Source organism: Anderseniella sp. Alg231-50 (assembly GCF_900149695.1).
Lineage (GTDB): Bacteria > Pseudomonadota > Alphaproteobacteria > Rhizobiales > Aestuariivirgaceae > Anderseniella.
On record NZ_LT703003.1, the window covers coordinates 2,397,840 to 2,420,005 of the forward strand.

Consider the following 22,166-nt stretch of genomic DNA (forward strand, 5'->3'; position numbering starts at 1 on the left):
AATTTAGCGGCTGGTCGCTGCATCAAATCTTCGTATGAATTTTGTTACCGTCATGTTTTTACTAGCATAGCTGCGGTTGATTGCTCATACCACTGGAAATCACACTCGGTACCGCAAAGGTGAATACAGTGACCGAACGCAGTTTCAACAAAGATTACGTCTTCGACCTGTTGCGCGGAGCCGCCAAGTTTACCGGATCGGACCTGTTGTCGGCGCTTGCGGAAACCGTCGCTGAATTTCCCGACACGCCCGTTGACAACGCATTCAACCACAAGCAGGTCGCCTCCAAGCAATGGGCCCGCGACATGCTGGCCACCCACACGCGCGGCGCATTCGACCATGTCTGGGTTATGGGCGGCTGGATCGGCATCCTGCCGGCCATGCTGTTTGATGATGCCAGGTTCAAGATCAAGGCAATCAGTAGTTTTGATATCGATCCCGCCGTTGCCCCGATTGCCGAAAAGCTGAACAGAAAACTGGCAGGTGAAGCGACCTTCAGCGCCCACACCGCGGACATGTATGCGCTCGACTACACCGGCATCGACGCCCCTGACCTGGTGATCAATACAAGCTGCGAGCACATCGCGGACCTGCCGAAATGGCTCTCGCTGCTGCCAAGAGGTTGCCGGGTCATGCTGCAATCGAACAACTACACGTCCGAACCAACCCACGTAAATTGCGTTGAGAGCGTCGACGAACTGGCCCAGCAGGCGGCGTTGAGCGAGTTGAAATACGCCGGTGCACTGCGCCTGCCGAAATACACACGTTTCATGCTGATTGGTCGCGTTTGAACTCCTCGTGGCGCTCCCTCAAAACACCTGCGGTGGCGACAGCGCCATCCAGCAGCATGCCGTCCGCGTAGTCACGATCCTGCTTGCAGGCGGCATCAATGGCGCGCGCCAGGTCTGCAGGAGACAGGTCGCCAGGCTGCATGCAGACCGCCAGACCGGCGGCTTGCAGACGGCTTGCCCGGATCGTCTGTTCCTGCTCGCCGTGAGCCGCAAACGGCACCAGGACGCTTGCACATTTCGCCCGCAACACATCCGCAACGGTATTGTAGCCTGCCTGCGAGACGGAAACCCTGGCCTGCCTCAACAGGTGTGCAAGATCGGGCCGGAAGCGAACAATCTCGACATCGTCTGATGCATCGCCCTGCAGGCGCGCGACCGCCGCATCAGGCAGGTTTGGCCCGGTCACGATCAGCCAGTGTGCCGAATTGAGCGAGGTCAGTTCACGCGCTGCAAGACTGGCGCGCAGCAGGTCTTCACCCACTGCCCCACCACCTGCAGAAACAATCACATCATACCTGTCGGCAACTGGAGGCACCGTCTCATCCGGCGCAATCATGCCGGTATATGCGATTTTGTCCGCAATTGAGCCCGCAGCTGAAAACGTCTCGTCGAGCGTTGCAAAACGCTCATCGCCGTGCACCAGAACCAGGTCAAAATAGCCGTCTACCAAACCTGCGGTGGCCTCGTCACGTTTTGCCGACTTGGGCTGCAGAATATCGCGAATGGAACTCACCACCATTGGCCGGCGGCCAGGCGGCAAGGATTTCACGTGATCCAGCAGGGGCAGCAGCTCAAATCGCATCTGCCGGCGCGCAAATGGGTATGCCTCGATAACCAGGCAATCGGGTTCAATCTCGTCAAAGGCCTTGATCAGCGCTTGTTTCCTGCGCGCCAGGTATACATCGCCGGCCTCGCGGCCATGTTCGTCGGCAAGGCCGGAAAAACTGTCGTCGGCGCTGCGCAACGGCGGCAACTGGACGTTGGCAACCTGCGCAGCCGGAAACCCGTCCACCGCCATACCACCGGTCACCATGGTGACATCCTGTCCATCGGACACCAGCGCGGACGCGATACGGCTGGCGCGTACCAGATGGCCTATGCCGAGCAGATGCTGCACATAGAACATGATTTTCATCGGCGCGGTCCTGTGTCGCGTTGCGAAAACAGGTCCATCAATTGCCGCACCGATGCCTGGTGATCAAATTGTCCACGCACCTTACCCTCTGCCGCAGCTCCCAACCGGGCGCGCAAGGCAGGCTCGCGGGTGGCCTTTGTCAATGCGGAGGCCAGCGCCATCGGATCATCGGCTCTGACCAGCAGCCCGTGGGTACCATCGTCGATCAGTTCAGGCACGCCGGATACATCGGTCGAAACACAGGCAAGCCCCTGGGATGCCGCCTCGACCAGAACGTTGGGCAGCCCGTCGCGGTCGCCATCCGGCGCAATCCGGCAGGGCAGAACAAAAACATCGCAGTCACGATAAAGCTTCAGCACATCTTCCTGGGCCATCGCACCATGCCAGGTGATACGGTCGGCGACACCAAGCCTGCCCGCCTGTTGCCTGAGGTCGTCCAGCAAATCACCGCCGCCGGCGTGATCAAATCGCCAGTGGATGTCTTGCGGCAGCTTCGCCAGCGCATCCAGCAAGGTATCGTATCCCTTCTTCGTCACGGCACGCCCGACACTCACAAACCGGACCGGTGAAGCTTCATCACGGCCGTCCCGGACGTGTACCCGTTTGTCGAAAACCGAAAACCGGGACAGGTCAAGCCCGTGATATGACAGGTGCACCCGGGAGGGGTCGGCTGCCAATGACCGAAGTGTCGTGCAGCCGTTGCGGGTGCAGGTCACCGCCCAGTCCGCTTCAGCAAGCTTGTCGGCAAGGTCCCAGTCATCGCTGGTCCAGATGTCCTTTGCGTGTGCAGAGCATGTCCAGCCGAGTTGCAATATCATAGACGCATACCGCACCACGGACGCCGGTGTGTGGATGAAGTGGGCATGCAGTGACGAGACCGCATCCTGCCGCTCTGCAGCCAGTACCATTGCCTGCACAAACCGGCGCGCCCGGTTGCTTGTCCTGTCGCGTGCCCAGTCGCGCCGGAAGGCCTTGAACGCCGCCCGATAGCCGGCCAGCCTGCGGACTTTCAGCCACGCCCTGAAACAGCGCAATGGCTCATCCTTGACATATTCCGGCAGGTACATGACCGGCGCCTTGATTTCACCGTGCACCGGATGGCGCTTGCCGTCGGTTGGCCGGCGCAGCGAAATGATCTCAAGCGGCAATCCGGCACGTTCCAGCCCCAGTATCTCCTGGGCGATGAATGTTTCCGACAGGCGCGGATAGCCTTTCAGGACGAATGCAACTGGCTGGGTCATGGTGCTTTCCGAAAGCGGTCAGCCGGCATCCGCAACGGCATAGAGGTCCGCAGCCGGCCTGCTGGCGGCCCATTTGCTCACAAAAGCATTTATGGTTTCCAGTCCGTTCAGCATTTCAGCACCTCCGGCACTGTCAGGCAGGGCACGGTCAGGCAGGCCGGCCAACGCCGCAGACAGTGAAACAGCGTCATCTGCATCACTGGGCAGCATCATCTGAACAAGGTTCAGTTGTTCGGCCCGGCGCGCCCGGATGAACTGCTCTTCACGCGGGTTTGTGCGCGGCACGATCAGGGCCGGCTTGTTGAACGACAACACTTCGCAGAACGTATTGTAGCCACACATGCCGACAATGGCTGATGCACTCTCGACCAGGTCTTCCATGCTGTTGTCAAACTCGATCACGTCCACATTGTCCATCAACTCACCCTGGCGGAATATCTCGGTACGCTCGCCGGTCGGCATCAGGGGTCCCAGCACCAGCAGCGCTCGCGGCAGGTCGTGCGCCTTGGCGGCATAAGCGCCAAGCACTTGCGTCATGAGACGCGCGCCGTCGCCGCCACCGCCGCCCGTCACCAGCAGATAGGGCTCACTGGGCAGGTTCATTGTAACCGGAGAGGACGGTCGCGACCTGCGCAAAAAACCAAGATACAGGGTTTTTTCTCGCACCTGATCACTGACATCAAGCCCGGTCAGCGGATCCCAGAAGTCCTCGGTCCCATAGACCCAGATATCATCATAGAGATTTTCAACATGCGCGAGCGCGTCGGTCTTTTCCCATTCCCGTTCAAGCTTTTCGGCTGAGTCCATCACATCACGCAGGCCCAGAACCAGCCGGCATCCCTGCTCGCGCAGATACTTCAATGTGGGCAGCATTTCGCCCCGCAGGCCCAGAGGCTCCTTGTCCACGATCATTATGTCGGGCTGAAACGACTCCGCCGTGTGCTGGATTATCGACTGGCGCATCTGCAACGTGTCGGTCAGATCGATATGCTTGTCGATCGAGGTATACTCGCCATTGTACAGCTTGATGACCGAGGGAATTTTCACGAAGTCGACGCGAGCCGAAAAGTTGAACGCACCGGCAATCTGCGACCCCGTTATGATCAGGATGCTGACACCCTTGAAGTTTTCAACCAGAGAATGAGCGATGGCGCGACAGCGGCGAAGGTGCCCCAGCCCGAAAGTATCGTGGCTGTACATCAGAATGTGAACATTGCCGAGACGTTTCATGAACCCTCACTCAGAACTCAAGCGCAATCAAAGTGCCCCAATGCACTACCATCATGACCGATCCATATCACACCACAACCTCTCACATGCCGGTGTGCTGGACGTGATCTGATGCCAGCGGCGCAAGCAGCGTTACTTGTATGGGTCGGCAGCATCACGAAGTCCATCCCCAAGGAAGTTGAACGCCAGGATGACCAGCACCACCGGGACAACCGGCAGCATCAACCATGGATAAAGCGCGACCACATTGATGTTCTGAGCTTCGATCAGCAGGACACCCCATGAGGTTATCGGCGGACGCAGTCCCAGGCCCAGGAAACTGAGCGCTGTTTCGCCCAGGATCATGGTCGGAATGGCAATCGTCGCAGTGGCGATCAGGTGAGACATGAAGCCCGGCACGAGATGCAGCGATATTATGCGCCTCGGTTTCGCGCCCATCAGCTGGGCCGCCATCACATAGTCTTCTTCCCGCAATGAGAACAGCTTCGAGCGCACCGCCCTGGCCAGCCCGGTCCAGTCCAGCAGGCCGAGGATGACTGTGATCCCGAAATACACCACCAGCGGACTCCAGGTCACCGGCATGATGGCGGCCAGCGCCAGCCACAACGGTATGGAGGGAAGTGATTGCAGAACCTCGATGATGCGCTGGACAACCATATCGACCCAGCCGCCATAGTATCCGGCCATACCGCCTATGACGATGCCCAGCACAAAACTGACCATGACACCAAGCAGGCCGATGGTCAGCGATATCCGGGCGCCGCCCATGATACGCGAAAACATGTCCCGGCCCAGCCGGTCGGTGCCCAGCAGGAACAATTCGCCGCCATTGGCAGGGCAGAACAGATGGGTTTCCATCTCCACCAGCCCCCACCAGTAGTACTTGTCGCCGCTGCAGAAGAAGCGGATTTTGTCCAGCGTGCTGGTATCCTTGGTATATTCGCGTTTCAGCGTTTCCATGTTGAGCGTGTATTTCTGGCGATACACAAACGGCCCGACAAACTCGCCTTCATGGATGAGATGCACACGCTGTGGCGGAGAATAGATGTGGTCCACATGACGACTCTGGATGTTGTACGGTGCCAGAAACTCGCTGATAAAAATGGTGGCATATAAAATCGCCAGAAACACCCCGCACCACACTGCGATACGGTGCTGTCTGAATTTCCACCACATCAGCTTCCACTGCGGCGCGAGATAGACTTTTTCCTGCTCGGGAGAAATCTTCTCGATCGACATGACATCGAACGGCGCGTCGGACACGTAGTGCCCCATCTCTTTGCCGGGTGGCGGCAATGGCGATGTCATCTTCATTTGGTTTGCGCCCCCTGCAGCCGGATACGCGGGTCAAGCAAAGCCAGCGCAAAATCTGAAATCAACACCCCGATAACCGACAGGAACGCCAGGAACATCAGGAACGACCCGGCCAGGTACATGTCCTGCGCCTGCAGGGCCCGGATCAGCAGCGGACCGGTGGTTTCCAGTGACAACACAATCGCGGTTATTTCCGCGCCTGAGATAATGGCCGGCAGGATCGAGCCGATGTCCGAAATGAAGAAATTCATCGACATGCGCAGCGGATACTTCATCAGCGCCTTGAACGGATGCAGTCCCTTGGCCCTGGCCGTAATCACATACTGCTTCTGCAACTCATCCAGCAGGTTGGCACGAATGCGCCGGATCATGCCGGCGGTGCCGGCCGTGCCGATAATGATCACCGGAATGATCAGGTGCTCCAGGATGGATTGTGCCTTGGCCCAGCTCATCGGCTGATTGAAATACTGCGCATCCATCAGGTGACCGATGGAGGTGCCGAACCACAGATTGGCCAGGTACAGGAACACCAGGGCCAGCAGGAAGTTCGGGGTGGCAAGACCGAGCAGGCCAACGAAGGTCAAGCCGTAGTCACCCCATGAATACTGATGGGTTGCCGAATAGATGCCGATTGGAAAGGCAATGACCCAGGTGAAGATGATGGTGACGAAGGACACCAGCATGGTGAGCCAGAGCCGGTCGCCGACCACATCGGTTACCGGCAACTCATACTCGAACGAATAGCCGAAATCACCTTGCAGCATGCCCCACACCCAGTGGAAGTACCGCTCCACGGGAGGTTTGTCGAAGCCATACTGAACCTTCAGTGCCTCGATCGCCTTCAGGTCCACACTCTCGCCCTGTGCCTGCAGTTCGGCCACATAGCTTTCGAAATAATCGCCCGGCGGCAATTCGATGATGGCGAACACCAGGGCGGAGATCATGAACAGTGTGGGAATCATGACGACAATGCGCCATGCGATATATCTCAACATGACCTAATTGCCCCCGGTGCCGTCTTTGAACCAGAATGTGTCGACCATGAACACACCGAAATAACTGCCCGGCTGGAAGCTGTAGACTTCCTCCTCCGGCACATTGCGCAGCTTCTTGCTGACCACAATCGGTTGTAATGTCGAATTGACCGTACCGATGGAAAACACCTCGTTGGTATAAAGCTTCAGCATGTCGTTCCAGATACGCTTGCGGGTCTCGTCATCGCGCGATTGCTGCCACTCCTGCCACAGGGACAACAACCGCTTGGCCGATGGCAAGTCCGGTTCGGTTCCCGATTTGCCGCCGGTCATGCCGTACAGGCCCCACTGCGGCCATTGCGTCTGGGAATCGTTGCTCGGTGCAAGTTCTTCCGGCGACATGGATGCCTGGGGGATCGCATTGTCCAGTCCCGACCACACACTCATCATCGTGTTGCCGGCCTTCAGGCGCGACCGGAATATGTCGCGCTGGGTGGCCCGGGTGAAAACCTTCAGGCCCAGTTCCTGCCAATGATCGGTAATGAGCTGCAGCACGTCCGTTTCGACAGTGCTTTCACCGGCTGATTCAATGATCAGTTCCGCCCGCTGGCCGTCCGGCAACAGGCGCACGCCGTCCTCGTCGCGTTTGTCCAGACCGGCCTGGTCAAGCAGGCGATTGGCCAGTACCGGATCGTGGGCGGCCCACGCGCTTGCATAGTCCGCACTGAACAGCGGGCTTTGCTTGAGCGGTGAATCAGCAACTTCCTTGCCCAGGCCGAAGAACGTCACCATGTTTATTTCATGCCGGTTTATCCCGAGCGACAGGGCTTGCCGGAACCGGACATCCTGCATCACCGCACGCCAGGCATCATCCTTGAAGTTCAAATTGGGCCTGATGGCGACCTTGGAGCCAACCGCCGATTTCCACAGCAATACTTTGTAGCCCTGGCGTTTTTCACTCTGCTTCAGAAAGGTATAATCTTCAAAACTGACATACCGGCCCTGCAGGTCGCTCTCACCCGCCCCGGTCTTGGCGGGTATCAGATTGGTGGATGAGATGTTCATTTCCACAGTATCGATGTAGGGCAACTGGCGGCCTTGCGCATCGACCCGATGGAAGTAGGGATTGCGCTTGAATACAAACTGCTCCGATGGCGGCGCAATGGTATTGTACCAGGGCTCCAGTGTCGGCAGGTCGGGGTTTTCAGGCCTGTTTTGCCGACCCAGGCGAATGAACATGGCCCGCCAGTGCTTGTACTTGCGCTTCTTGGCCAGCGCATCGGCCTCATCCTTGCCGATATAGGAAGCATGAAACTGCTTCATGTAGGTCGATGGATAGGTCAGGTACAACGGTAGCGGCGCAGCCAGTGCTGGCAGGAACTTCGGATTTGGCGCGTCCCATTCGTAGCGCACCGTCACCTCGTCAATGACGGTGAACTTGGGTCCCTTGCCGTCGACCAGCATGGCATTCGGCAGGCCGCCGCGCCGCAGTTTCTTGTTCAGCATCACGTCTTCATAGGTGAAGCGGAAATCTTCGGTTGTGAGCGGCGCTCCGTCGGACCAGCGATGCCCGGGCCTGAGATGCAGTGTGAAGATGCGGCCGTCCTCGACCTCGTAGCTTGCCAGGATATCCGGCTGAAGCGTGTAAGTCAGATCATAGCCGACAAGACGCGAATAGCCGTAATAGACCATCATCCGCACGTCTTTCTTGCGTCCCATCAGCATGCGCAGCTTGCCGCCGTGGCGACCCGGCTCGCGCCCGAGTTTTTCCAGGTCGATTATCCGCGGTTGTGCCGGCACCCGTTTGGCAACCGGATCGATTTTCCCGGCTTTCACCAGGTCTTCGAGGTACGGCGTTTCCTGAAACGTCATTGCGACGGCGCTTGCCTGCATTCCGGCAAGCAGAAGCAACCCCAGTACTGCAAAGCGTAGATAGGTCATCACGCACGCAGCTCCTTCATGCTGGCATTTGCATTGGCAAGCACCATGTGCCCGTCGCCAACATCAATTGAGGCCATGCCCCCGTTGCCGGTCTCGCGCTTGAAGGCCTGCGGCCACAAGGTATCATCGGATGCGCCGGACAATGACAGGGTATCGTAATCCAGCGGCCGATCCAGATCCGGAAACGGCACCGCCGCCAGTAGCGACCGCGTATACGGATGCAGCGGACTGCGGAAAATCTTTTCCCGGCTTGCCATCTCGACGATCCGACCCTGGCACATGACGGCTATACGGTCGGCCATGTAATCGATAACCGCCAGGTTGTGAGACACAAACAGATAGGTGAGATCGAGCTGGCTTTGCAGGTCCTTGAGCAGGTTGAGGACCTGCGCCTGCACTGACACATCCAGCGCCGATACCGGCTCATCGCAGATCAGGAGGCCCGGATTGAGAGCAAGCGCACGGGCAATGCCGATGCGTTGCCGCTGGCCGCCGGAAAAGCTGTGCGGATACCGGTTGAGGAAACGGGGATCAAGGCCAACCGCCTGCATCAGACCGGCAGCGTGCTGCCGCCGGCTTTCCGACGTGCCAACCTTATGGATCTCCATCGGTTCGGTCAGGATGTTGGACACCGTCATGCGCGGATTGAGCGAGGAGAACGGGTCTTGGAACACCATCTGGATTCGGGTGCGCAGCGTGTTAAGTTCCGCCGCGTTTGCCTGGGCCATGTCGATCGGTGCATGCCCGCGATCGGAATAAATGATCTCGCCGGCATCAGGAGTTACAGCACGCATGATTAATTTGGAAACGGTGGTCTTGCCGCAGCCGCTCTCACCCACGAGGCCGAGGCACTCGCCACGCCTGATGTCGAGACTGACGCCGTCAACCGCCTTGATGACACTTTCTTCCTTGCTGGCGAGCCAGCCGGATTTCTTGGTGAAAAAATGCTTCTGCAGATTGCGCACCGATAACAACGGCGGCTCTTCCTCACCCTCACCCGCTGGATCCGCCTTCAACTCAACCTTTTCTGCCACAGGACCTTTCAACAGCGTCGCTGCATCGACCTTGACGTCGCGCAGTGACACCAGGCGTTCACCCCGCTTCATGTCGAAATGCGGAACCGCATTCAGCAGAGCCTTCAGGTACGGATGCTGCGGCGACCGGAATATATGCGACACCTGGCCTGCTTCGACGATCTGGCCGTGATAGATGACCACCACATCATCGGCCATGTTGGCGACCACGCCGAGATCGTGGGTGATCAGCAGGATCGCCATGTTGAAGCGTTCCTGCAAGTCTTTCAGCAGTTGCAGGATTTGCGCCTGTATCGTGACATCGAGGGCCGTTGTCGGCTCATCGGCAATCAGCAATGCCGGCCGGCAGATGAGCGCCATGGCAATCATCGCGCGCTGGCGCAGACCACCGGACAACTCGAACGAATACATGTCATAGGCCTTTGCCGGATTGGGGAATCCGACCAGCCCCAGCATTTCCTCGGTCTTTGCCCGGGCCGCATTGCGGTCCACCGGCTGATGAAGCTGAAGCGCCTCTTCTATCTGGTTGCCGACGGTGTGCAGCGGCGACAGCGACGTCATGGGCTCCTGAAAAATCATGGCGATGCGCCCGCCGCGCAGATCCCGCATTTCAGGTCCACTGGGTAACAGTTCTTCAATCTGAACCGGTCCTGATTTGGAATTCGGGTCATTGAAGGTTATCGACCCGCCGGCGATGGATCCCACTGTCGGCAGGATGCCCATGATCGATTGACCAATAACCGACTTGCCGGAACCGGATTCGCCAACCAGTGCCGTCACCTTGCCAGGACGAATGCGGAAGCTTGCTCCCTTCACCGCCTCGATGGTCGATGAATGAACGCGAAAGCTGATCCGCAGGTCTTCGATTCGTAGAAGATCTTCAGAGGAACTCATGACACCCGATTACGCCAAACGCCGTTAATTGGGTTACGATAGCCGACATATCGTTGTCAGGATACAGGTTTTTATCAAACGCGAATTCATGTGGAAAACCCTGTGCTTATCAATCCGTTCACGGCCAATTGTCATGCAGGCGCGCAACCGTGAGCGGTCGTGAACCGGATTGACTGCATCAGCCCTGTTGATGGACCACGCAAACGTGTAAATCATACCCTACCAAACGTCATGCCAATCGGGCAGAACCCCTGTCTGGAGGACATTTATGTCATCCCTGCAACAAGTTACCGAAACCGCGAACTCGGGCACGCCCTCGACGTGGCGCAGAATCAGGAGCCTCGTGCCCGGCACAACTCCGGCACGCGCGCTGTCACCCAGGGTGCTGGCTTCGATAGATCGTCACGACCAGTCCAGTGAAGTTCTGATCAAGGTTATCCAGCTGGTCATCGTATCAACATGGGCGATTTTGTACGCGATTGCGCCGAAGACCGATTTCGGCACCGCGTTTTCCCCGGTCTCCTGGGCACTGGCTATCTACTTTGGCCTCAATGTCATCGGGTTGATCTGGGCGCACCGGACAGGCCTGCCGAACTGGGCCGTCTACATTTCGATCATTTTCGATATTGCGATCCTGATGCTCCTGATCTGGAGCTTTCATATTCAGTACGATCAACCGCCTTCGTTCTATCTCAAGGCACCCACCCTGCTCTACGTGTTCATCTTCATCGCCCTGCGCGCCCTTCGCTTCCAGGCCCGCTTTGTTGTGTTCTCAGGGCTGGCGGCGGCGGTCGGCTGGCTGACCCTGGTTGCCTATGCGGTGTATTCCGCACATGGCATGAGCACGACACGCAATTACATCGAATACCTGACCGGCAACGAAATTCTGCTGGGCGCCGAGTTCGACAAGACCATCACCATTGTCATGGTCGCCGGCATCATTGCCGTCGCTCTGAGCCGGGCCAATGACCTTCTGGTCAGGGCAACTGCTGATGCCCAGGCGGCTAACGAACTGTCCCGGTACTTCGACAGCGCGGTGGCATCCGACATTCGCAATGCTGACGAAGCCGCCACGCCCGGCAAGGGCAAGCGTGTTGAAGCGGCGATCCTCAATGTCGACCTGCGCGGCTTCACCAAGTACGCCTCAGGCAAGGACGCTGAGAATGTGCTGGGCCTGCTGATCGCCTACCAGAAACGTATTGTGGGCATTATCCAGGGACATGGCGGTTCCATCGACAAATTCATGGGCGACGGCATCATGGCGACGTTCGGTGCCGTGCGCGCAAGTGAAACCTATGCCGCCGATGCGGTGCGCGCGATTGATGCGATCATTGCTGAAACCGACACCTGGGACACGGATGAGACGCTGAAGGTATTTGCCGGCGGCAAAGTCAACGCAGCCGTTGCTGCCGGTCCCATTGTGTTTGGCACGATAGGCGACGACTCGCGGCTGGAGTTCACGGTGATCGGGTCAGCGGCGAACATGTCGGCCAAGCTGGAAAAACACAACAAGACAACCAGGAGCCGCGCCCTGACCGACGGCCACACGTACGATGTTGCCCTTGAACAGGGATACGAACCTGCCAAACCTGCCCGCCGGCGGAAATCCACCCTGGCCGGTGCCGATCAGCTGGTGGTTCTGGGATGATGATCCAGGGTGTCGGCAAACGGCACCCAGTTCAGACCAGGGTGCGCCAGCACGCCGCCAAGCGCAGACCAGGCCGCATCATCATGAACCAGGTGGTGGGTCAGCAGGCCGACAGGGTAAAATCCGTTCGCGCGCGAAACCCCTAGTGCCGCAGCCAGTTCGGATAGTATCCGGTCTTGCTCCTTTCCCGCGGCACCGCCCGCTGCTTTCCAGTCCATCACGTCCACATGGGTGTTTGCCTGTATGGCGGGCAATGTGCGTTTGTGCGCAAAGGTTGAAAACGCATCTATGCCAATTTCGCCGAGGTGCGGGGCAAGATCGCCGCGCATGCGATTCCATGGCGGCACCAGAACCGGCGCGAGCCTTGAACCGAACAACCGTGCAAGCTGTTGCCGGCCCCGGGATATATCTGACAGTACTGTGTCCAGCGCCCGATGGTCTCCAAGTTCACATTTCTTCTCGCCCGCAGGGGCATGGTTGGTGTGCGACCAGCCGTGCACGCACGGGGTCAGATTGCCATTTTGTGCGACATGATCCGCCAGCGACTGATCCGCATGTGCCGGGATCACGGCAAGCAAAACCTCAACGCCGGCTTCGCCAGTGACCTGAGTGAGGCGGTCCAGTCGCGGGGTCGCCGACACCGCATCATCATCGCGCCACCAGACTTGCGGCGGCTTGCCGGCACCCCGCCAGTTCTGCAATTCAAACTCAAGCTCGGGATGGCTCATCCGATATCCACTCTTTTAAGCAATGCATCCAGTCGTGCAGACGCTATCGCGATCCCGCGCTCCCCGCGAGCAAATGCAAGCGCCTGTTTTCCCATGCTGTTGCGCAAGTCGGCATTCCCAATCAGCTCATCGACGGCAATTGCAAACTGCGCCACGTTGCCCTCCTCAACCAGCCGGCCGGTTCTGCCATCATCCACAACGGCCTCGACACCGCCGGACCGCATTGCAACCACAGGCAGCCCCGCCCCTTGTGCCTCGAGATAGGCCAGTCCGAACGCCTCACGGTACCCTGGCCACACCAGCACGTCGGAGTTGGCCAGATAGTCAGCCACCCCTGCCCGGTCCTTCTGCCCAACGAACCGCACCAGATCGAGACCGTCGAACATTTTCTCGACATCGTCGCGTACTGGTCCGTCGCCAACAACCGTGAGCTGCCAGTTGCGGGACTTCAATCGCCGAAGCCCCTCGGCAAGCAGGCTGAAACTTTTCAGCTTGTTGCCCTTTAACATCATGGCAATCGCAATCAACTCGACCGTCTCAGCTTCGTCATTGTGTTGGCGAACTGCAGGCAATCCGGAGAAGTCCGCAAATGGCGGCAGGACAGCCAGCCGCTCAGGTTTCACCAACTTCGCCACACCCTCTGCATCCCTGTCCGTAAAGCATATGTTCAGGTCAGCCTGCCTGATTGCAGCCGATGAGATCGCCTGTGCGGCAGCCCATTCATCCCGATCACGCTTGCCCGCATGAGATGCCTCAACTGTTACAAACGGAATATCAAACCGCCTGGCCAGTTCCGACCCTATGAAGTCCGGTGACTTGTAGTAGACGTGATAGGTCATCACCAGGTCAGGGACGCCCTGTGCCCGCCAGCGCGCTGCAACCTGATCAACTTCACGTCCTGCATCCAGCGCGATTTCCTCAAGCATACCGGGCGTACGCAAGCGGCACTTCAGGCTGGAAACCAGGTCCACCTCGTGCCCGGCAATCTGCAGCGCTTTCACCAGTTGTCGTGCCATCGTCCGGTCACCTGACGGCACCGGGTCATCTGGTGACTTCATGGTTGCGTAAAATCCAATTAGCACGTTGTTACCGTTTCAATCAGCTAGGCCTATGACCCGGCCTGTATAGAGTGCAAACTGGCATCGCGCCATGACCGGAAATTCCGCAGGAAAGAACACCACGTGTCCGACATCGACAATTTCTATGGCAACCTCAAACCTTCGGAAGACTTCGACACCATTTCCGACGGGCTCGGCTTCATGCCATTGCCGGACGGCTGGACCGTCCTGATATCAGACGTCGTCAACTCGACCGGTGCGATCGAGCGTGGCGAGTACAAGTCCGTCAACATGGTCGGCGCCGCCTCGATCGTGGCGGTGCTCAATGGGTGCGACGGCGTCGATGTGCCGTTCATGTTCGGTGGTGACGGTGGCGTGGTTGCCGTACCGCCTGGCGCGTTGAAAGCGGCGCGCAACAGGCTCGGTTCCCTGCAGGATCAATGTGAACCCCTGTTCGGCCTGACCTTGCGCGCAGCCGCCATACCGGTTCGCGAATTGCGCCAGGCGGGCACCGACGTTCAGGTCAGGAAATTCCAGCTGGCAGGAAACAATCATCTTGCCATGTTTGCAGGTGGCGGTCTGGAACTGGCTGACAAATGGCTGAAGGACGAGGCACAGAACAACTGGCACCTGTCGCCGGAAGACGCCGGCAAATCACTTGACCTGGAAGGTCTGTCATGCCGCTGGCAACCATTGCAGGCCCGCAACGGCGTCATGCTCACCGTCATTCTGCAAACCGCCGGCAACAAGGTCACCACAAGTCAGATCAACAAAAAACTGACGCGCATCCTCGGCAAGCCGATCAACGATTGTGCTCCGGTGCAAAACAGCAACCTCAAACTGGCTGGTATCAGTTCCCCCAGCCTGGCCATGGAGCGTGCCGCACTGCGCGGCAGGTATGGTCGCTACGGTGCATTGGCGTGGACAACACTGACCTACGCGTTTCAAAGCCTGGCCGAGCGTTACAACCGCAAATATGTTGAGTATGATGCGCCCAGGTATCGTGAAGAACTGAAAGCCAACACTGACTTCCGAAAGTTTGACGGTGCCCTGAGGCTGGTGATCGATGTGACCGCAGAGCAGGCAGATGAAATAGAGAGTTTTCTCGAATCCGGCTTTGCCGCAGGTGAGCTGAATTACGGTACATGGCGCTCGGACGCAGCATTGATGACCTGCCTGCTGTTCGACCTTGCCCAGTCGCTGCATGTGCACTTCATCGACGGGGCCAATGGTGGATACACCCAGGCCGCGAAAGCCATGAAGGCGCGGGCAGCTTCACCCGCGCCGGCTTCGGTCAAATAAACGGCAGGTCGCACAACTTCGCGGCAACTTCAGCGCCGTTCTTCATCACGGTCACCGCATCACCGGGTTTCGCATCTACACTTACCAGTGCAAAGCCGATGTTCTTTTTCAACCGGTACGACCAGGCAATATTGGTCATGTCGCCTATCTTTTCGCCACGCGAGTTGATGTCGAACCAGCTGAATGCCACCTGGTCCGGCTCATCGCCTTCCAGCATGATGCCGAGCTGGTGCCGCTTGGGCCCCTCCGCCTTGATCCTGCGCAGCGCCTTGATGCCGACAACGTCGTCCGGCACGTCCAGGTCCACATACCGGCCCATGCGGACTTCATATGGATTGGTGTGGTTGTCGGTGTCTCCGCCAAACGACAACAGCCCGCTTTCCACCCGCTCGCAATGGTTGGGATTGCCGGGACCGATGTCCCAGGGCTTGCCGGCTTCCTTGACCAGGTTCCAGAGCCGGGTGCCTTTTGAGCCATCCATCAGGTAGAGCTCAAAGCCTCCCTGCTTTGACCAGCCGGACCGTGCAACCGCGACCGGAATGCCGTCGATCTCGGTTTCCTTGAACCAGAAGTATTTCAGGTCACGCACCCAGTCGCCGAATATCGACGCTACAACGTCCTCGCCCTTCGGTCCCTGCACTGCCAATGGCGACACGTCCGGTTCGCTCACCTCGACATCGAGCCCGCGCTCGGCCGCAATGGCACCCGCCCAGAACCAGATATTGCTGTCGGCGATGGACAGCCAGAAGCGCTGTTCATCCAGTTTCAGAAGGATCGGGTCATTGATCACCGTGCCGGCATGGTTGCACACAGCTACGTACTTGCCTTGGCCTACAACGCACTTTGTCAGGTCACGAGGGCACAGCATCTGTGCCAGCTTGCCCGCATCCGGGCCTTGCAGCTGCACCTGGCGTTCGACCGACACATCCCACATGGAAACACCGTTGATGATGCGCCAGTATTCCTCTTCAGGCTGTCCATAACCCGTCGGCATCAACATGTGATTGTAGGTGGAAAAACTCTTCACTCCGTCCGCCACAGTGGCATCGAAGAACGGTGACGGGCGCAAGCGTGCAGACGGGAAAATGGAAAACATGATGCGGAACCTCCCTGAACAGGGGTGTTTTAATCCGTCACGCGCGCATCATCCATCGGAAAAACCGGCATTTGCCGGTCTGGAAACGTCACTGGTGACTTTAGCGAGTCCGGTAATTCAACATCTGTTGAAAAAATCTGCACCGCAGCCGTTCACGGAACCGCCTAAATCAGCCCTGCCCGAACAGGTGTTCACTGAACCAGCCGATTGCCGCCCCGCTGGACTCGTAAAACTGTTCGACATAGGGAACAAAATGCCCGCCCTTCAGCACAACCAGCTTCTTCGGGTGCAGCGCTCTTTCATACGCTTCAAGCGCCAGATCGGTCGGCGTCACATGATCATGGTCGGCCACGATCATTAAAAGCGGTGTCGGGCTGATGCGGTGAATGCAATTTCCGGGTTCATATTCTCGGGCCATCTCGGCAGACCGCAGGGTAACTTCGTTGATCCATCCACGCGCGCGAGAGCGGCTGCCCATAAAAAACTGCCAGCTGTCATCACCGGCCAGCGCACCGGGTCCGCCTTCACCATCGGTAACCACCTTGATCATCTTGGGCGCAGCACCTTCAAACCTGTCAGCCCGGTCGGCCTGCAGGGCAGCGAGCACACCCGGCATCAGGTCGGCACGTGTCCGGCGCAGCGCAGCTTCAGGACCGCTGACGGTCGGCACCTGGCTGACAACGCATTTTACCCGTCTGTCATAGGCTGCGACCTCCAGAACATGACCGCCGCTGTAGCTGGTTCCCCACACGCCAATGCGGTCAACGTCGACATCGGGCAGCGTGCAGGCATAGCTGATCGCATGCCGATAATCCCGGACTTGCTGAACCGGATCAACTTCCTGGCGAGGCTCACCCTCGCTTGCGCCGAAATTGCGATTGTCAAACACGATGGAAGCCAGGCCGGCGGCCGCAAACGCCGCGGCATAGTCATCGAGATACTGTTCCTTAACAGCAGAAAATCCATGCGCCATGACAATGGTAGGAAAAGATCCCCTGCTGCCATCAGGTACATAGTGCCAGCCGTGCAATATGGCACCTTCGGCATCGAACTCGATTTCATTGCGCCTTGGTTGCATCTCGCTTCAGTCCCTTTTCGTTCGCGGCAAACATCATTGCTTTTTCGGTTTCAGAAACGGGACCATCCAGATCATGCAAGATATCACCCAGATGACACTGCCGACGATAGTCAGCGTGTCGCCGAAGTTGATCCCGACAGCAATGAAAACCAGGCCGGCGATTATGAATCCCAGCAGTCCGATTATCTGATAGTGTCTTTCTTCCATTGTGCCCCTCATATATGTCCCCATCTCGCCATCACAACCATGACGGGTTGACAAGACCGGCGCCACCCCCAGCGTCAGTTATCTGTAAAAGTGTGCCGAAAGTCTTTTGAAACCGGCCTTTATCCTAGTATGGTACCTCGCACTTGAATGAGGATTTCTTATGTACGCACTTGGAAATGAATTTGGCCGCCGGACCACTGTCGACGAGGTCTTCGATCGCCTTCATGCTGACATCGTCACACTGAAGCTCGAACCCGGCACCCGCATGTCCGAGGTTGAAATCGCCGGTCAGTTCAATGTTTCACGCCAGCCGGTGAGAGAAGCCTTCATCCGGCTGAGCAACATGAAACTGCTGGAAATTCGCCCGCAAAGAGCAACCCTGGTCAGGAAGATTTCACAAAGCCACATTATGAACTCGAGATTCATTCGCACAGCCGTGGAGATTGAGGTCATTCGTCGTATCTGCGCATCGAAAATGGATATGGACAGTGTTTCGTTTGATGAGAACCTCAAACGACAGAAGCAGTGTGTTGAAAGCATGAACGTGGATGATTTCCATGACCTTGACTACGAATTTCATCATTTGATCTGCCGGGCCGGCGATGCCGAGTTTGCCTTTGATACAATCGCCGGCAACAAGGCACACCTCGACCGGTTGTGCATGATCCAGCTTTCATCCCAGCCAGCACTGAGTGAAGTCCGCGAAGACCATGCCGAAATTTACGACCTGCTCAAAAAACATGACGAGACCGGCACCATCAAACTGATACGGCATCATTTGGGCAGGCTTGACCAGACGTTCAATGCCGCCAGAGAATCCCATAGTGACTACTTCGAAGACTGATCCTTCGATGCACGCGAACGTGTTTGTCGGCATCGGCGAATGCATGGTCGAGCTGGCGCAGACTGAAAACGGACTGCTGCGGAAATCCTTTGCAGGCGATGTATTCAACACGCTGTGGTATGCCCGTGCAGGATTTGATGACAGCTGGACAACCCGCTTCATGTCGGCGGTCGGAACCGACACCGTTTCGGGTGAGATGCTCAGCTTCTTTGAAGATGCCGGCATTGATTGCAGCGCAATACAGAGGCTGGAAGACCGGCGGCCCGGCCTGTACATGATCCATCTGGATGAAGGTGAGCGCAGCTTCAGCTACTGGCGTGACGCCTCGGCAGCCCGCCTGCTTGCAGCAGACCGGGACAAGCTCACCGAAACAGTCGAAGCGGCTGATGCCATCTATTTTTCCGGCATCACACTGGCAATTCTGCCGGAAGAAGATGCACTGTCGCTGATTGCATGCCTGAAGAACGCGCGATCACGGGGCAAGACAGTAGCCTTTGACTCAAATATCCGTCCTGCACTGTGGCAGGACCCCGGACAGATGAAGCAGCTGATGCATCTGGCTGCCGGCGCTTCGACCATCTGCCTGCCCAGCTGCGATGATGAACAGCGCAGCTTTGGCGACACCAGCGGGGAAGCGGTTCTTGCCCGCTATGCCGAGGCCGGCGCTGGCATCATCGTTCTGAAAGACGGCTCCGGCGATGTTTTAGTCAGGTCCGGTGACGGCGTTTGCCGGTACCGGACCGAGCATGTTGCAAACCCGGTCGACACAACCGGGGCCGGTGATTCCTTCAACGGCGCTTTTCTGGCTGAATTCCTCCAGACCAGCGACATTGCCAGGTCTATTGCAGCAGGCCAGCAATGTGCTGCACGGGTGATCCAGCACCATGGTGCGCTGGTCACCTTGTAGTGCACATTGCCTATCTGCCGAAACGCTTGCTCAAGAGAACAGCACGCCGCCATTGATATCGACGCATGTGCCGGTCATGAAGGATGACTGGTCAGTCATCAGGAACACCGCCAGGTTTGCGGTGTCTTCAGATGTGCCTTCGCGTTTCATCGGCGTGATATTGGCAACGTGGGCGCGGACTTCCGGCTTGGTGAAAATATTGTGGAAATCCGTGTCGATCATGCCGGGACAGATGGCATTCACCCGGATGCGAGGCCCGAATTCCTTGGCAAACCCACGTGTCATGGTCATGGCAGCGCCTTTTGACGCGGCATAGGCGACCGCTCCCGGCCCACCCCCGTCGCGGCCCGCCTGTGAAGCGAAACCTACAATGGAACTGCCGTCCGACATGTACGGCTCGACAGCCTTGATCATGCGGAAGTAACTGGTGGTGTTCAGGTCCATCACCCGGTTCCAGTGGGCTTCGTCCATTTCGTCGATTTTCTTGCGTGCAACCAGGCCGCCGGTGACGTGGACCAGCCCGTGGATGTCATCGCCGAATTCGGCACGGGTCCTGTCAACCAGGCTTGCCACATCCTCGCTCTTCGTCAGGTCTCCTCCCAGCGCAAATGCCTGTCCGCCTGCCGCCTTGATTTCCTCGACTGCAGATTGCGCGCCGTCGCCGCTTGCATAATAATTGATGGCGACCCTGGCGCCTTCTTCTGCCAGCCGCATGACGCAGGCGCGGCCGATATCACGGCCACCGCCGGTTACGATCACGGTCTTGTTTTCTAACTGCATAGTGTTCTCCTGTTGAAATTCGGGCTTTGGCGCCTGACGGCGATTTACTTGAATCCGGGCATCAGCGTCCTGGGCAGCCAGAGGACGATCTCCGGAAACAGGATGATGAGCAGTAAAATGACAAGCATCGGCACGAGGATGATGACCACGTCCCGCAAGACCTTGACCACGTTGAGTTCGGCAATGGACGCCGAGATCAGCAGGCAAAGTCCGTAGGGCGGTGTAACCAGGCCGAAGGCAAGCGAAACGATGCCGATAATAGCAAAGACGACGGGGTGAATGTCGGCGGCGGATGCCACCGGGTACAGGACCGTGCCCAGAATGATGATCGCGGGAATGGCGTCGATGAACAAACCGAACAGCAAAAAGAAACCGGCAATCACCAGCGCGGTTCCGAACTGGCCGAATTCAAGGCCGGTCATGACGCCGACCATCAGCCGCGGCACATTGTAGAAGGCCAGCATCCAGCCGAAGACCGAGGCCGTGCCGATCGCAAACAGCGAGATCGATGCAAACCGGCCCGTTTCATACAGGATGCCGACCGTGTCGCGTAAGGTTATGGTGCGGTACACGACAAAGCCCAGGAAGAACGAGTAGAAGGCGGCAATAATCGCGCTCTCCGTCGGTGTGACGACACCTCCCACAATGCCGCCAATAACGAACACCGGCGTCAGCAAGGCCAGCCCGGCCCCTTTCAGCGCACTCCAGAATTCTGTCAGGGTCGGTGTTCCGGCTGTTGGATAGTCATACACCTTCGCATAGCCGTAAACGGTGGCCATCAGGGCGGCCGCAATCATCAGACCCGGTATCGCACCGGCGAGAAACAGCGCGCCCACTGAAATCGACATCACGCCACCCCACACAATCATCAGGATGCTGGGCGGGATGATCACGCCCATGACCGATGAACAAGCAGTTATGGCGACGGAAAACCGCGGATCGAAACCCTGTCGGGTCATGGCCGGAATGAGAATCTTGCCGCATCCCGCGGCATCTGCCGTCGATGATCCGGAAATGCCGGCAAACAGCATCGACACGGCAACGTTCACATGACCAAGACCTCCCGGCAGCCAACCTGTCAGGACCCGGGCGAACTCGATCAGCTTGTCGGTTATCTTGCCACCGTTCATCAGGTTCGCCGCCAGGAGGAAGAACGGGACGGCCAGCAGGATGAACGAATTATAGGAATTGAACATCCGATCCATGATCAGGAACGGCGTCAGCCGGATGTCGAACACCACCAGCGGGATGGTTGCGATTCCGAGTGCAAAGGCGACCGGCACGCGCGCCACGACAAGCGTGACGAAACCTGTCAGCAGAATGAGGCAGGCATAACCGGTGGAAATGATCATGCCGCCGGCCTTCCGGAGCTATACCGGTATTCCTGGATGGCCTGCCACAACCGGAACAGGGCGAATACCGCCCAGCAGACCCCGGCAAACGGCACCGTTATGTAAATCACCAGCAGGTTGACCTGCATCATCACCGATGTCTGGATGGACCCGAACTTTGCGTAGCCGATACCGTAATAGGCAAACAGCAGTGCGAACACGCACATGACCAGCAGCACAAAGCCTTTCTGCACAAGCTTGCCGAGCGGCGATGTGGCGTCGCGCACGACATGCACATCGAAGTGCGTACCTTCCCAAACCGCGATGATGGAGCCCAGCATCACCATCCACACAAACAGGTAGGTCGCCAGTTCCTCGGTCCACAGGTAGACCGGGATGATGCCGGTATAACGGGCCAGCACCTGCATCGTGACCGGTACAATGAGCGCTGCGACCAGGACACCCACTGCTATGCGCAGCAGTTGGCAGAAATTTTCCAGAGCTTTCTCGATCATGATGTCCCCTCCCCCGTGCGGCGAATTTCCGGCCTTCCAGCGTGAAGACCTGAAATCAAACCCCGGCAAAGATTTCCCCTGTGATCAACATTACCACAGGGGAAATTCCCGGCTCCGG

The 22,166-nt window shown here is 58.0% G+C and carries 20 protein-coding genes; 5 read left to right on the forward strand and 15 right to left on the reverse strand.

Features of this window, described 5'->3' with window-relative positions:
- Positions 1-128: 128 nt before the first annotated feature.
- Positions 129-791, forward strand: coding sequence for a class I SAM-dependent methyltransferase (locus DHN55_RS11415; RefSeq protein WP_337660184.1), 663 nt, complete (start codon positions 129-131; stop codon positions 789-791).
- Here DHN55_RS11415 and DHN55_RS11420 read toward each other — a convergent pair.
- The 7 genes from DHN55_RS11420 to DHN55_RS11450 form a co-directional block, all read right to left on the reverse strand.
- The gene (locus DHN55_RS11420; protein ID WP_108881389.1) at positions 769-1,926 is read right to left on the reverse strand and encodes a glycosyltransferase; all 1,158 of its coding nucleotides are present in this window, start codon (positions 1,924-1,926) and stop codon (positions 769-771) included. The two genes, DHN55_RS11415 and DHN55_RS11420, sit on opposite strands and share 23 nt — an antisense overlap.
- The gene (locus DHN55_RS11425; RefSeq protein WP_108881390.1) at positions 1,923-3,167 is read right to left on the reverse strand and encodes a glycosyltransferase; all 1,245 of its coding nucleotides are present in this window, start codon (positions 3,165-3,167) and stop codon (positions 1,923-1,925) included. The genes DHN55_RS11420 and DHN55_RS11425 overlap by 4 nt, the downstream gene beginning before the upstream one ends.
- 18 nt (positions 3,168-3,185) lie before the next feature.
- Positions 3,186-4,397, reverse strand: coding sequence for a glycosyltransferase (locus DHN55_RS11430; RefSeq protein ID WP_108881391.1), 1,212 nt, complete (start codon positions 4,395-4,397; stop codon positions 3,186-3,188).
- A 132-nt stretch (positions 4,398-4,529) separates the two neighbouring features.
- Complete coding sequence (locus DHN55_RS11435) at positions 4,530-5,705, reverse strand: ABC transporter permease subunit (RefSeq protein WP_108881392.1); 1,176 nt, start codon at positions 5,703-5,705, stop codon at positions 4,530-4,532.
- A gap of 2 nt (positions 5,706-5,707) precedes the next feature.
- Entirely contained in the window at positions 5,708-6,706 is a 999-nt protein-coding gene (locus tag DHN55_RS11440; RefSeq protein WP_108881393.1) for an ABC transporter permease subunit, read from the reverse strand.
- A gap of 3 nt (positions 6,707-6,709) precedes the next feature.
- On the reverse strand, positions 6,710-8,626 hold the full coding sequence (locus DHN55_RS11445) for an ABC transporter substrate-binding protein (protein ID WP_108881394.1): 1,917 nt from the start codon (positions 8,624-8,626) through the stop codon (positions 6,710-6,712).
- Positions 8,626-10,554: a dipeptide ABC transporter ATP-binding protein gene (locus DHN55_RS11450; protein WP_108881395.1), complete on the reverse strand. Its 1,929-nt coding sequence runs from the start codon at positions 10,552-10,554 to the stop codon at positions 8,626-8,628. The genes DHN55_RS11445 and DHN55_RS11450 overlap by 1 nt, the downstream gene beginning before the upstream one ends.
- Positions 10,555-10,822: 268 nt before the next feature.
- Here DHN55_RS11450 and DHN55_RS11460 point away from each other — a divergent pair, with 268 nt between their 5' ends.
- The gene (locus DHN55_RS11460) at positions 10,823-12,202 is read left to right on the forward strand and encodes an adenylate/guanylate cyclase domain-containing protein (RefSeq protein WP_108881397.1); all 1,380 of its coding nucleotides are present in this window, start codon (positions 10,823-10,825) and stop codon (positions 12,200-12,202) included.
- Here DHN55_RS11460 and DHN55_RS11465 read toward each other — a convergent pair.
- Both DHN55_RS11465 and DHN55_RS11470 read right to left on the reverse strand, forming a co-directional pair.
- The gene (locus DHN55_RS11465; RefSeq protein ID WP_108881398.1) at positions 12,181-12,930 is read right to left on the reverse strand and encodes a polysaccharide deacetylase family protein; all 750 of its coding nucleotides are present in this window, start codon (positions 12,928-12,930) and stop codon (positions 12,181-12,183) included. The two genes, DHN55_RS11460 and DHN55_RS11465, sit on opposite strands and share 22 nt — an antisense overlap.
- Positions 12,927-13,988 carry a glycosyltransferase gene (locus DHN55_RS11470; protein ID WP_108881399.1) on the reverse strand — a complete coding sequence of 354 codons (1,062 nt, stop codon included), beginning with the start codon at positions 13,986-13,988 and terminating at the stop codon, positions 12,927-12,929. The genes DHN55_RS11465 and DHN55_RS11470 overlap by 4 nt, the downstream gene beginning before the upstream one ends.
- A gap of 123 nt (positions 13,989-14,111) precedes the next feature.
- On the opposite strand from DHN55_RS11470, the gene DHN55_RS11475 reads away from it, so the two are divergent.
- The gene (locus tag DHN55_RS11475) at positions 14,112-15,290 is read left to right on the forward strand and encodes a DUF3095 family protein (protein WP_337660185.1); all 1,179 of its coding nucleotides are present in this window, start codon (positions 14,112-14,114) and stop codon (positions 15,288-15,290) included.
- Here DHN55_RS11475 and DHN55_RS11480 read toward each other — a convergent pair.
- The 3 genes from DHN55_RS11480 to DHN55_RS22335 all read right to left on the reverse strand — a co-directional run bounded on the left by DHN55_RS11480 (position 15,283) and on the right by DHN55_RS22335 (position 17,671).
- A complete protein-coding gene (locus DHN55_RS11480; protein WP_108881401.1) occupies positions 15,283-16,386 on the reverse strand; it encodes a glycine cleavage T C-terminal barrel domain-containing protein in 1,104 nt (367 codons plus the stop codon). The genes DHN55_RS11475 and DHN55_RS11480 overlap by 8 nt on opposite strands.
- Positions 16,387-16,555: 169 nt before the next feature.
- Positions 16,556-17,464, reverse strand: coding sequence for an alpha/beta fold hydrolase (locus DHN55_RS11485; RefSeq protein ID WP_108881402.1), 909 nt, complete (start codon positions 17,462-17,464; stop codon positions 16,556-16,558).
- Between the two features lie 33 nt (positions 17,465-17,497).
- Complete coding sequence (locus DHN55_RS22335; RefSeq protein WP_337660186.1) at positions 17,498-17,671, reverse strand: hypothetical protein; 174 nt, start codon at positions 17,669-17,671, stop codon at positions 17,498-17,500.
- A gap of 160 nt (positions 17,672-17,831) precedes the next feature.
- Here DHN55_RS22335 and DHN55_RS11490 point away from each other — a divergent pair, with 160 nt between their 5' ends.
- The gene (locus tag DHN55_RS11490) at positions 17,832-18,515 is read left to right on the forward strand and encodes a GntR family transcriptional regulator (RefSeq protein WP_108881403.1); all 684 of its coding nucleotides are present in this window, start codon (positions 17,832-17,834) and stop codon (positions 18,513-18,515) included.
- 7 nt (positions 18,516-18,522) lie between these two features.
- The gene (locus tag DHN55_RS11495; RefSeq protein ID WP_108881404.1) at positions 18,523-19,422 is read left to right on the forward strand and encodes a PfkB family carbohydrate kinase; all 900 of its coding nucleotides are present in this window, start codon (positions 18,523-18,525) and stop codon (positions 19,420-19,422) included.
- 30 nt (positions 19,423-19,452) lie between these two features.
- Here the strand turns inward: DHN55_RS11495 and DHN55_RS11500 are convergent, their stop codons facing one another.
- From DHN55_RS11500 to DHN55_RS11510, 3 genes are read right to left on the reverse strand one after another with little or no spacing between them, the layout of a single operon-like run.
- A complete protein-coding gene (locus tag DHN55_RS11500) occupies positions 19,453-20,202 on the reverse strand; it encodes an SDR family oxidoreductase (protein ID WP_108881405.1) in 750 nt (249 codons plus the stop codon).
- Positions 20,203-20,246: 44 nt separating this feature from the next.
- Positions 20,247-21,554 (reverse strand): TRAP transporter large permease subunit, encoded by a 1,308-nt coding sequence (locus DHN55_RS11505; RefSeq protein ID WP_108881406.1) that lies wholly within the window; start codon positions 21,552-21,554, stop codon positions 20,247-20,249.
- On the reverse strand, positions 21,551-22,048 hold the full coding sequence (locus tag DHN55_RS11510; RefSeq protein WP_108881407.1) for a TRAP transporter small permease subunit: 498 nt from the start codon (positions 22,046-22,048) through the stop codon (positions 21,551-21,553). The genes DHN55_RS11505 and DHN55_RS11510 overlap by 4 nt, the downstream gene beginning before the upstream one ends.
- Between the last annotated feature and the right edge of the window lie 118 nt (positions 22,049-22,166).

What these genes read in the sequence shown, in the direction of transcription:
- DHN55_RS11420 (WP_108881389.1), bottom strand. Translation starts at nt 1,926, where the DNA reads ATGAAAATCATGTTCTATGTGCAGCATCTGCTCGGCATAGGCCATCTG.
- DHN55_RS11425 (WP_108881390.1), bottom strand. Translation starts at nt 3,167, where the DNA reads ATGACCCAGCCAGTTGCATTCGTCCTGAAAGGCTATCCGCGCCTGTCG.
- DHN55_RS11430 (WP_108881391.1), bottom strand. Translation starts at nt 4,397, where the DNA reads ATGAAACGTCTCGGCAATGTTCACATTCTGATGTACAGCCACGATACT.
- DHN55_RS11435 (WP_108881392.1), bottom strand. Translation starts at nt 5,705, where the DNA reads ATGACATCGCCATTGCCGCCACCCGGCAAAGAGATGGGGCACTACGTG.
- DHN55_RS11440 (WP_108881393.1), bottom strand. Translation starts at nt 6,706, where the DNA reads ATGTTGAGATATATCGCATGGCGCATTGTCGTCATGATTCCCACACTG.
- DHN55_RS11445 (WP_108881394.1), bottom strand. Translation starts at nt 8,626, where the DNA reads ATGACCTATCTACGCTTTGCAGTACTGGGGTTGCTTCTGCTTGCCGGA.
- DHN55_RS11450 (WP_108881395.1), bottom strand. Translation starts at nt 10,554, where the DNA reads ATGAGTTCCTCTGAAGATCTTCTACGAATCGAAGACCTGCGGATCAGC.
- DHN55_RS11460 (WP_108881397.1), top strand. Translation starts at nt 10,823, where the DNA reads ATGTCATCCCTGCAACAAGTTACCGAAACCGCGAACTCGGGCACGCCC.
- DHN55_RS11465 (WP_108881398.1), bottom strand. Translation starts at nt 12,930, where the DNA reads ATGAGCCATCCCGAGCTTGAGTTTGAATTGCAGAACTGGCGGGGTGCC.
- DHN55_RS11470 (WP_108881399.1), bottom strand. Translation starts at nt 13,988, where the DNA reads ATGAAGTCACCAGATGACCCGGTGCCGTCAGGTGACCGGACGATGGCA.
- DHN55_RS11480 (WP_108881401.1), bottom strand. Translation starts at nt 16,386, where the DNA reads ATGTTTTCCATTTTCCCGTCTGCACGCTTGCGCCCGTCACCGTTCTTC.
- DHN55_RS11485 (WP_108881402.1), bottom strand. Translation starts at nt 17,464, where the DNA reads ATGCAACCAAGGCGCAATGAAATCGAGTTCGATGCCGAAGGTGCCATA.
- DHN55_RS22335 (WP_337660186.1), bottom strand. Translation starts at nt 17,671, where the DNA reads ATGGAAGAAAGACACTATCAGATAATCGGACTGCTGGGATTCATAATC.
- DHN55_RS11490 (WP_108881403.1), top strand. Translation starts at nt 17,832, where the DNA reads ATGTACGCACTTGGAAATGAATTTGGCCGCCGGACCACTGTCGACGAG.
- DHN55_RS11495 (WP_108881404.1), top strand. Translation starts at nt 18,523, where the DNA reads ATGCACGCGAACGTGTTTGTCGGCATCGGCGAATGCATGGTCGAGCTG.
- DHN55_RS11500 (WP_108881405.1), bottom strand. Translation starts at nt 20,202, where the DNA reads ATGCAGTTAGAAAACAAGACCGTGATCGTAACCGGCGGTGGCCGTGAT.
- DHN55_RS11505 (WP_108881406.1), bottom strand. Translation starts at nt 21,554, where the DNA reads ATGATCATTTCCACCGGTTATGCCTGCCTCATTCTGCTGACAGGTTTC.
- DHN55_RS11510 (WP_108881407.1), bottom strand. Translation starts at nt 22,048, where the DNA reads ATGATCGAGAAAGCTCTGGAAAATTTCTGCCAACTGCTGCGCATAGCA.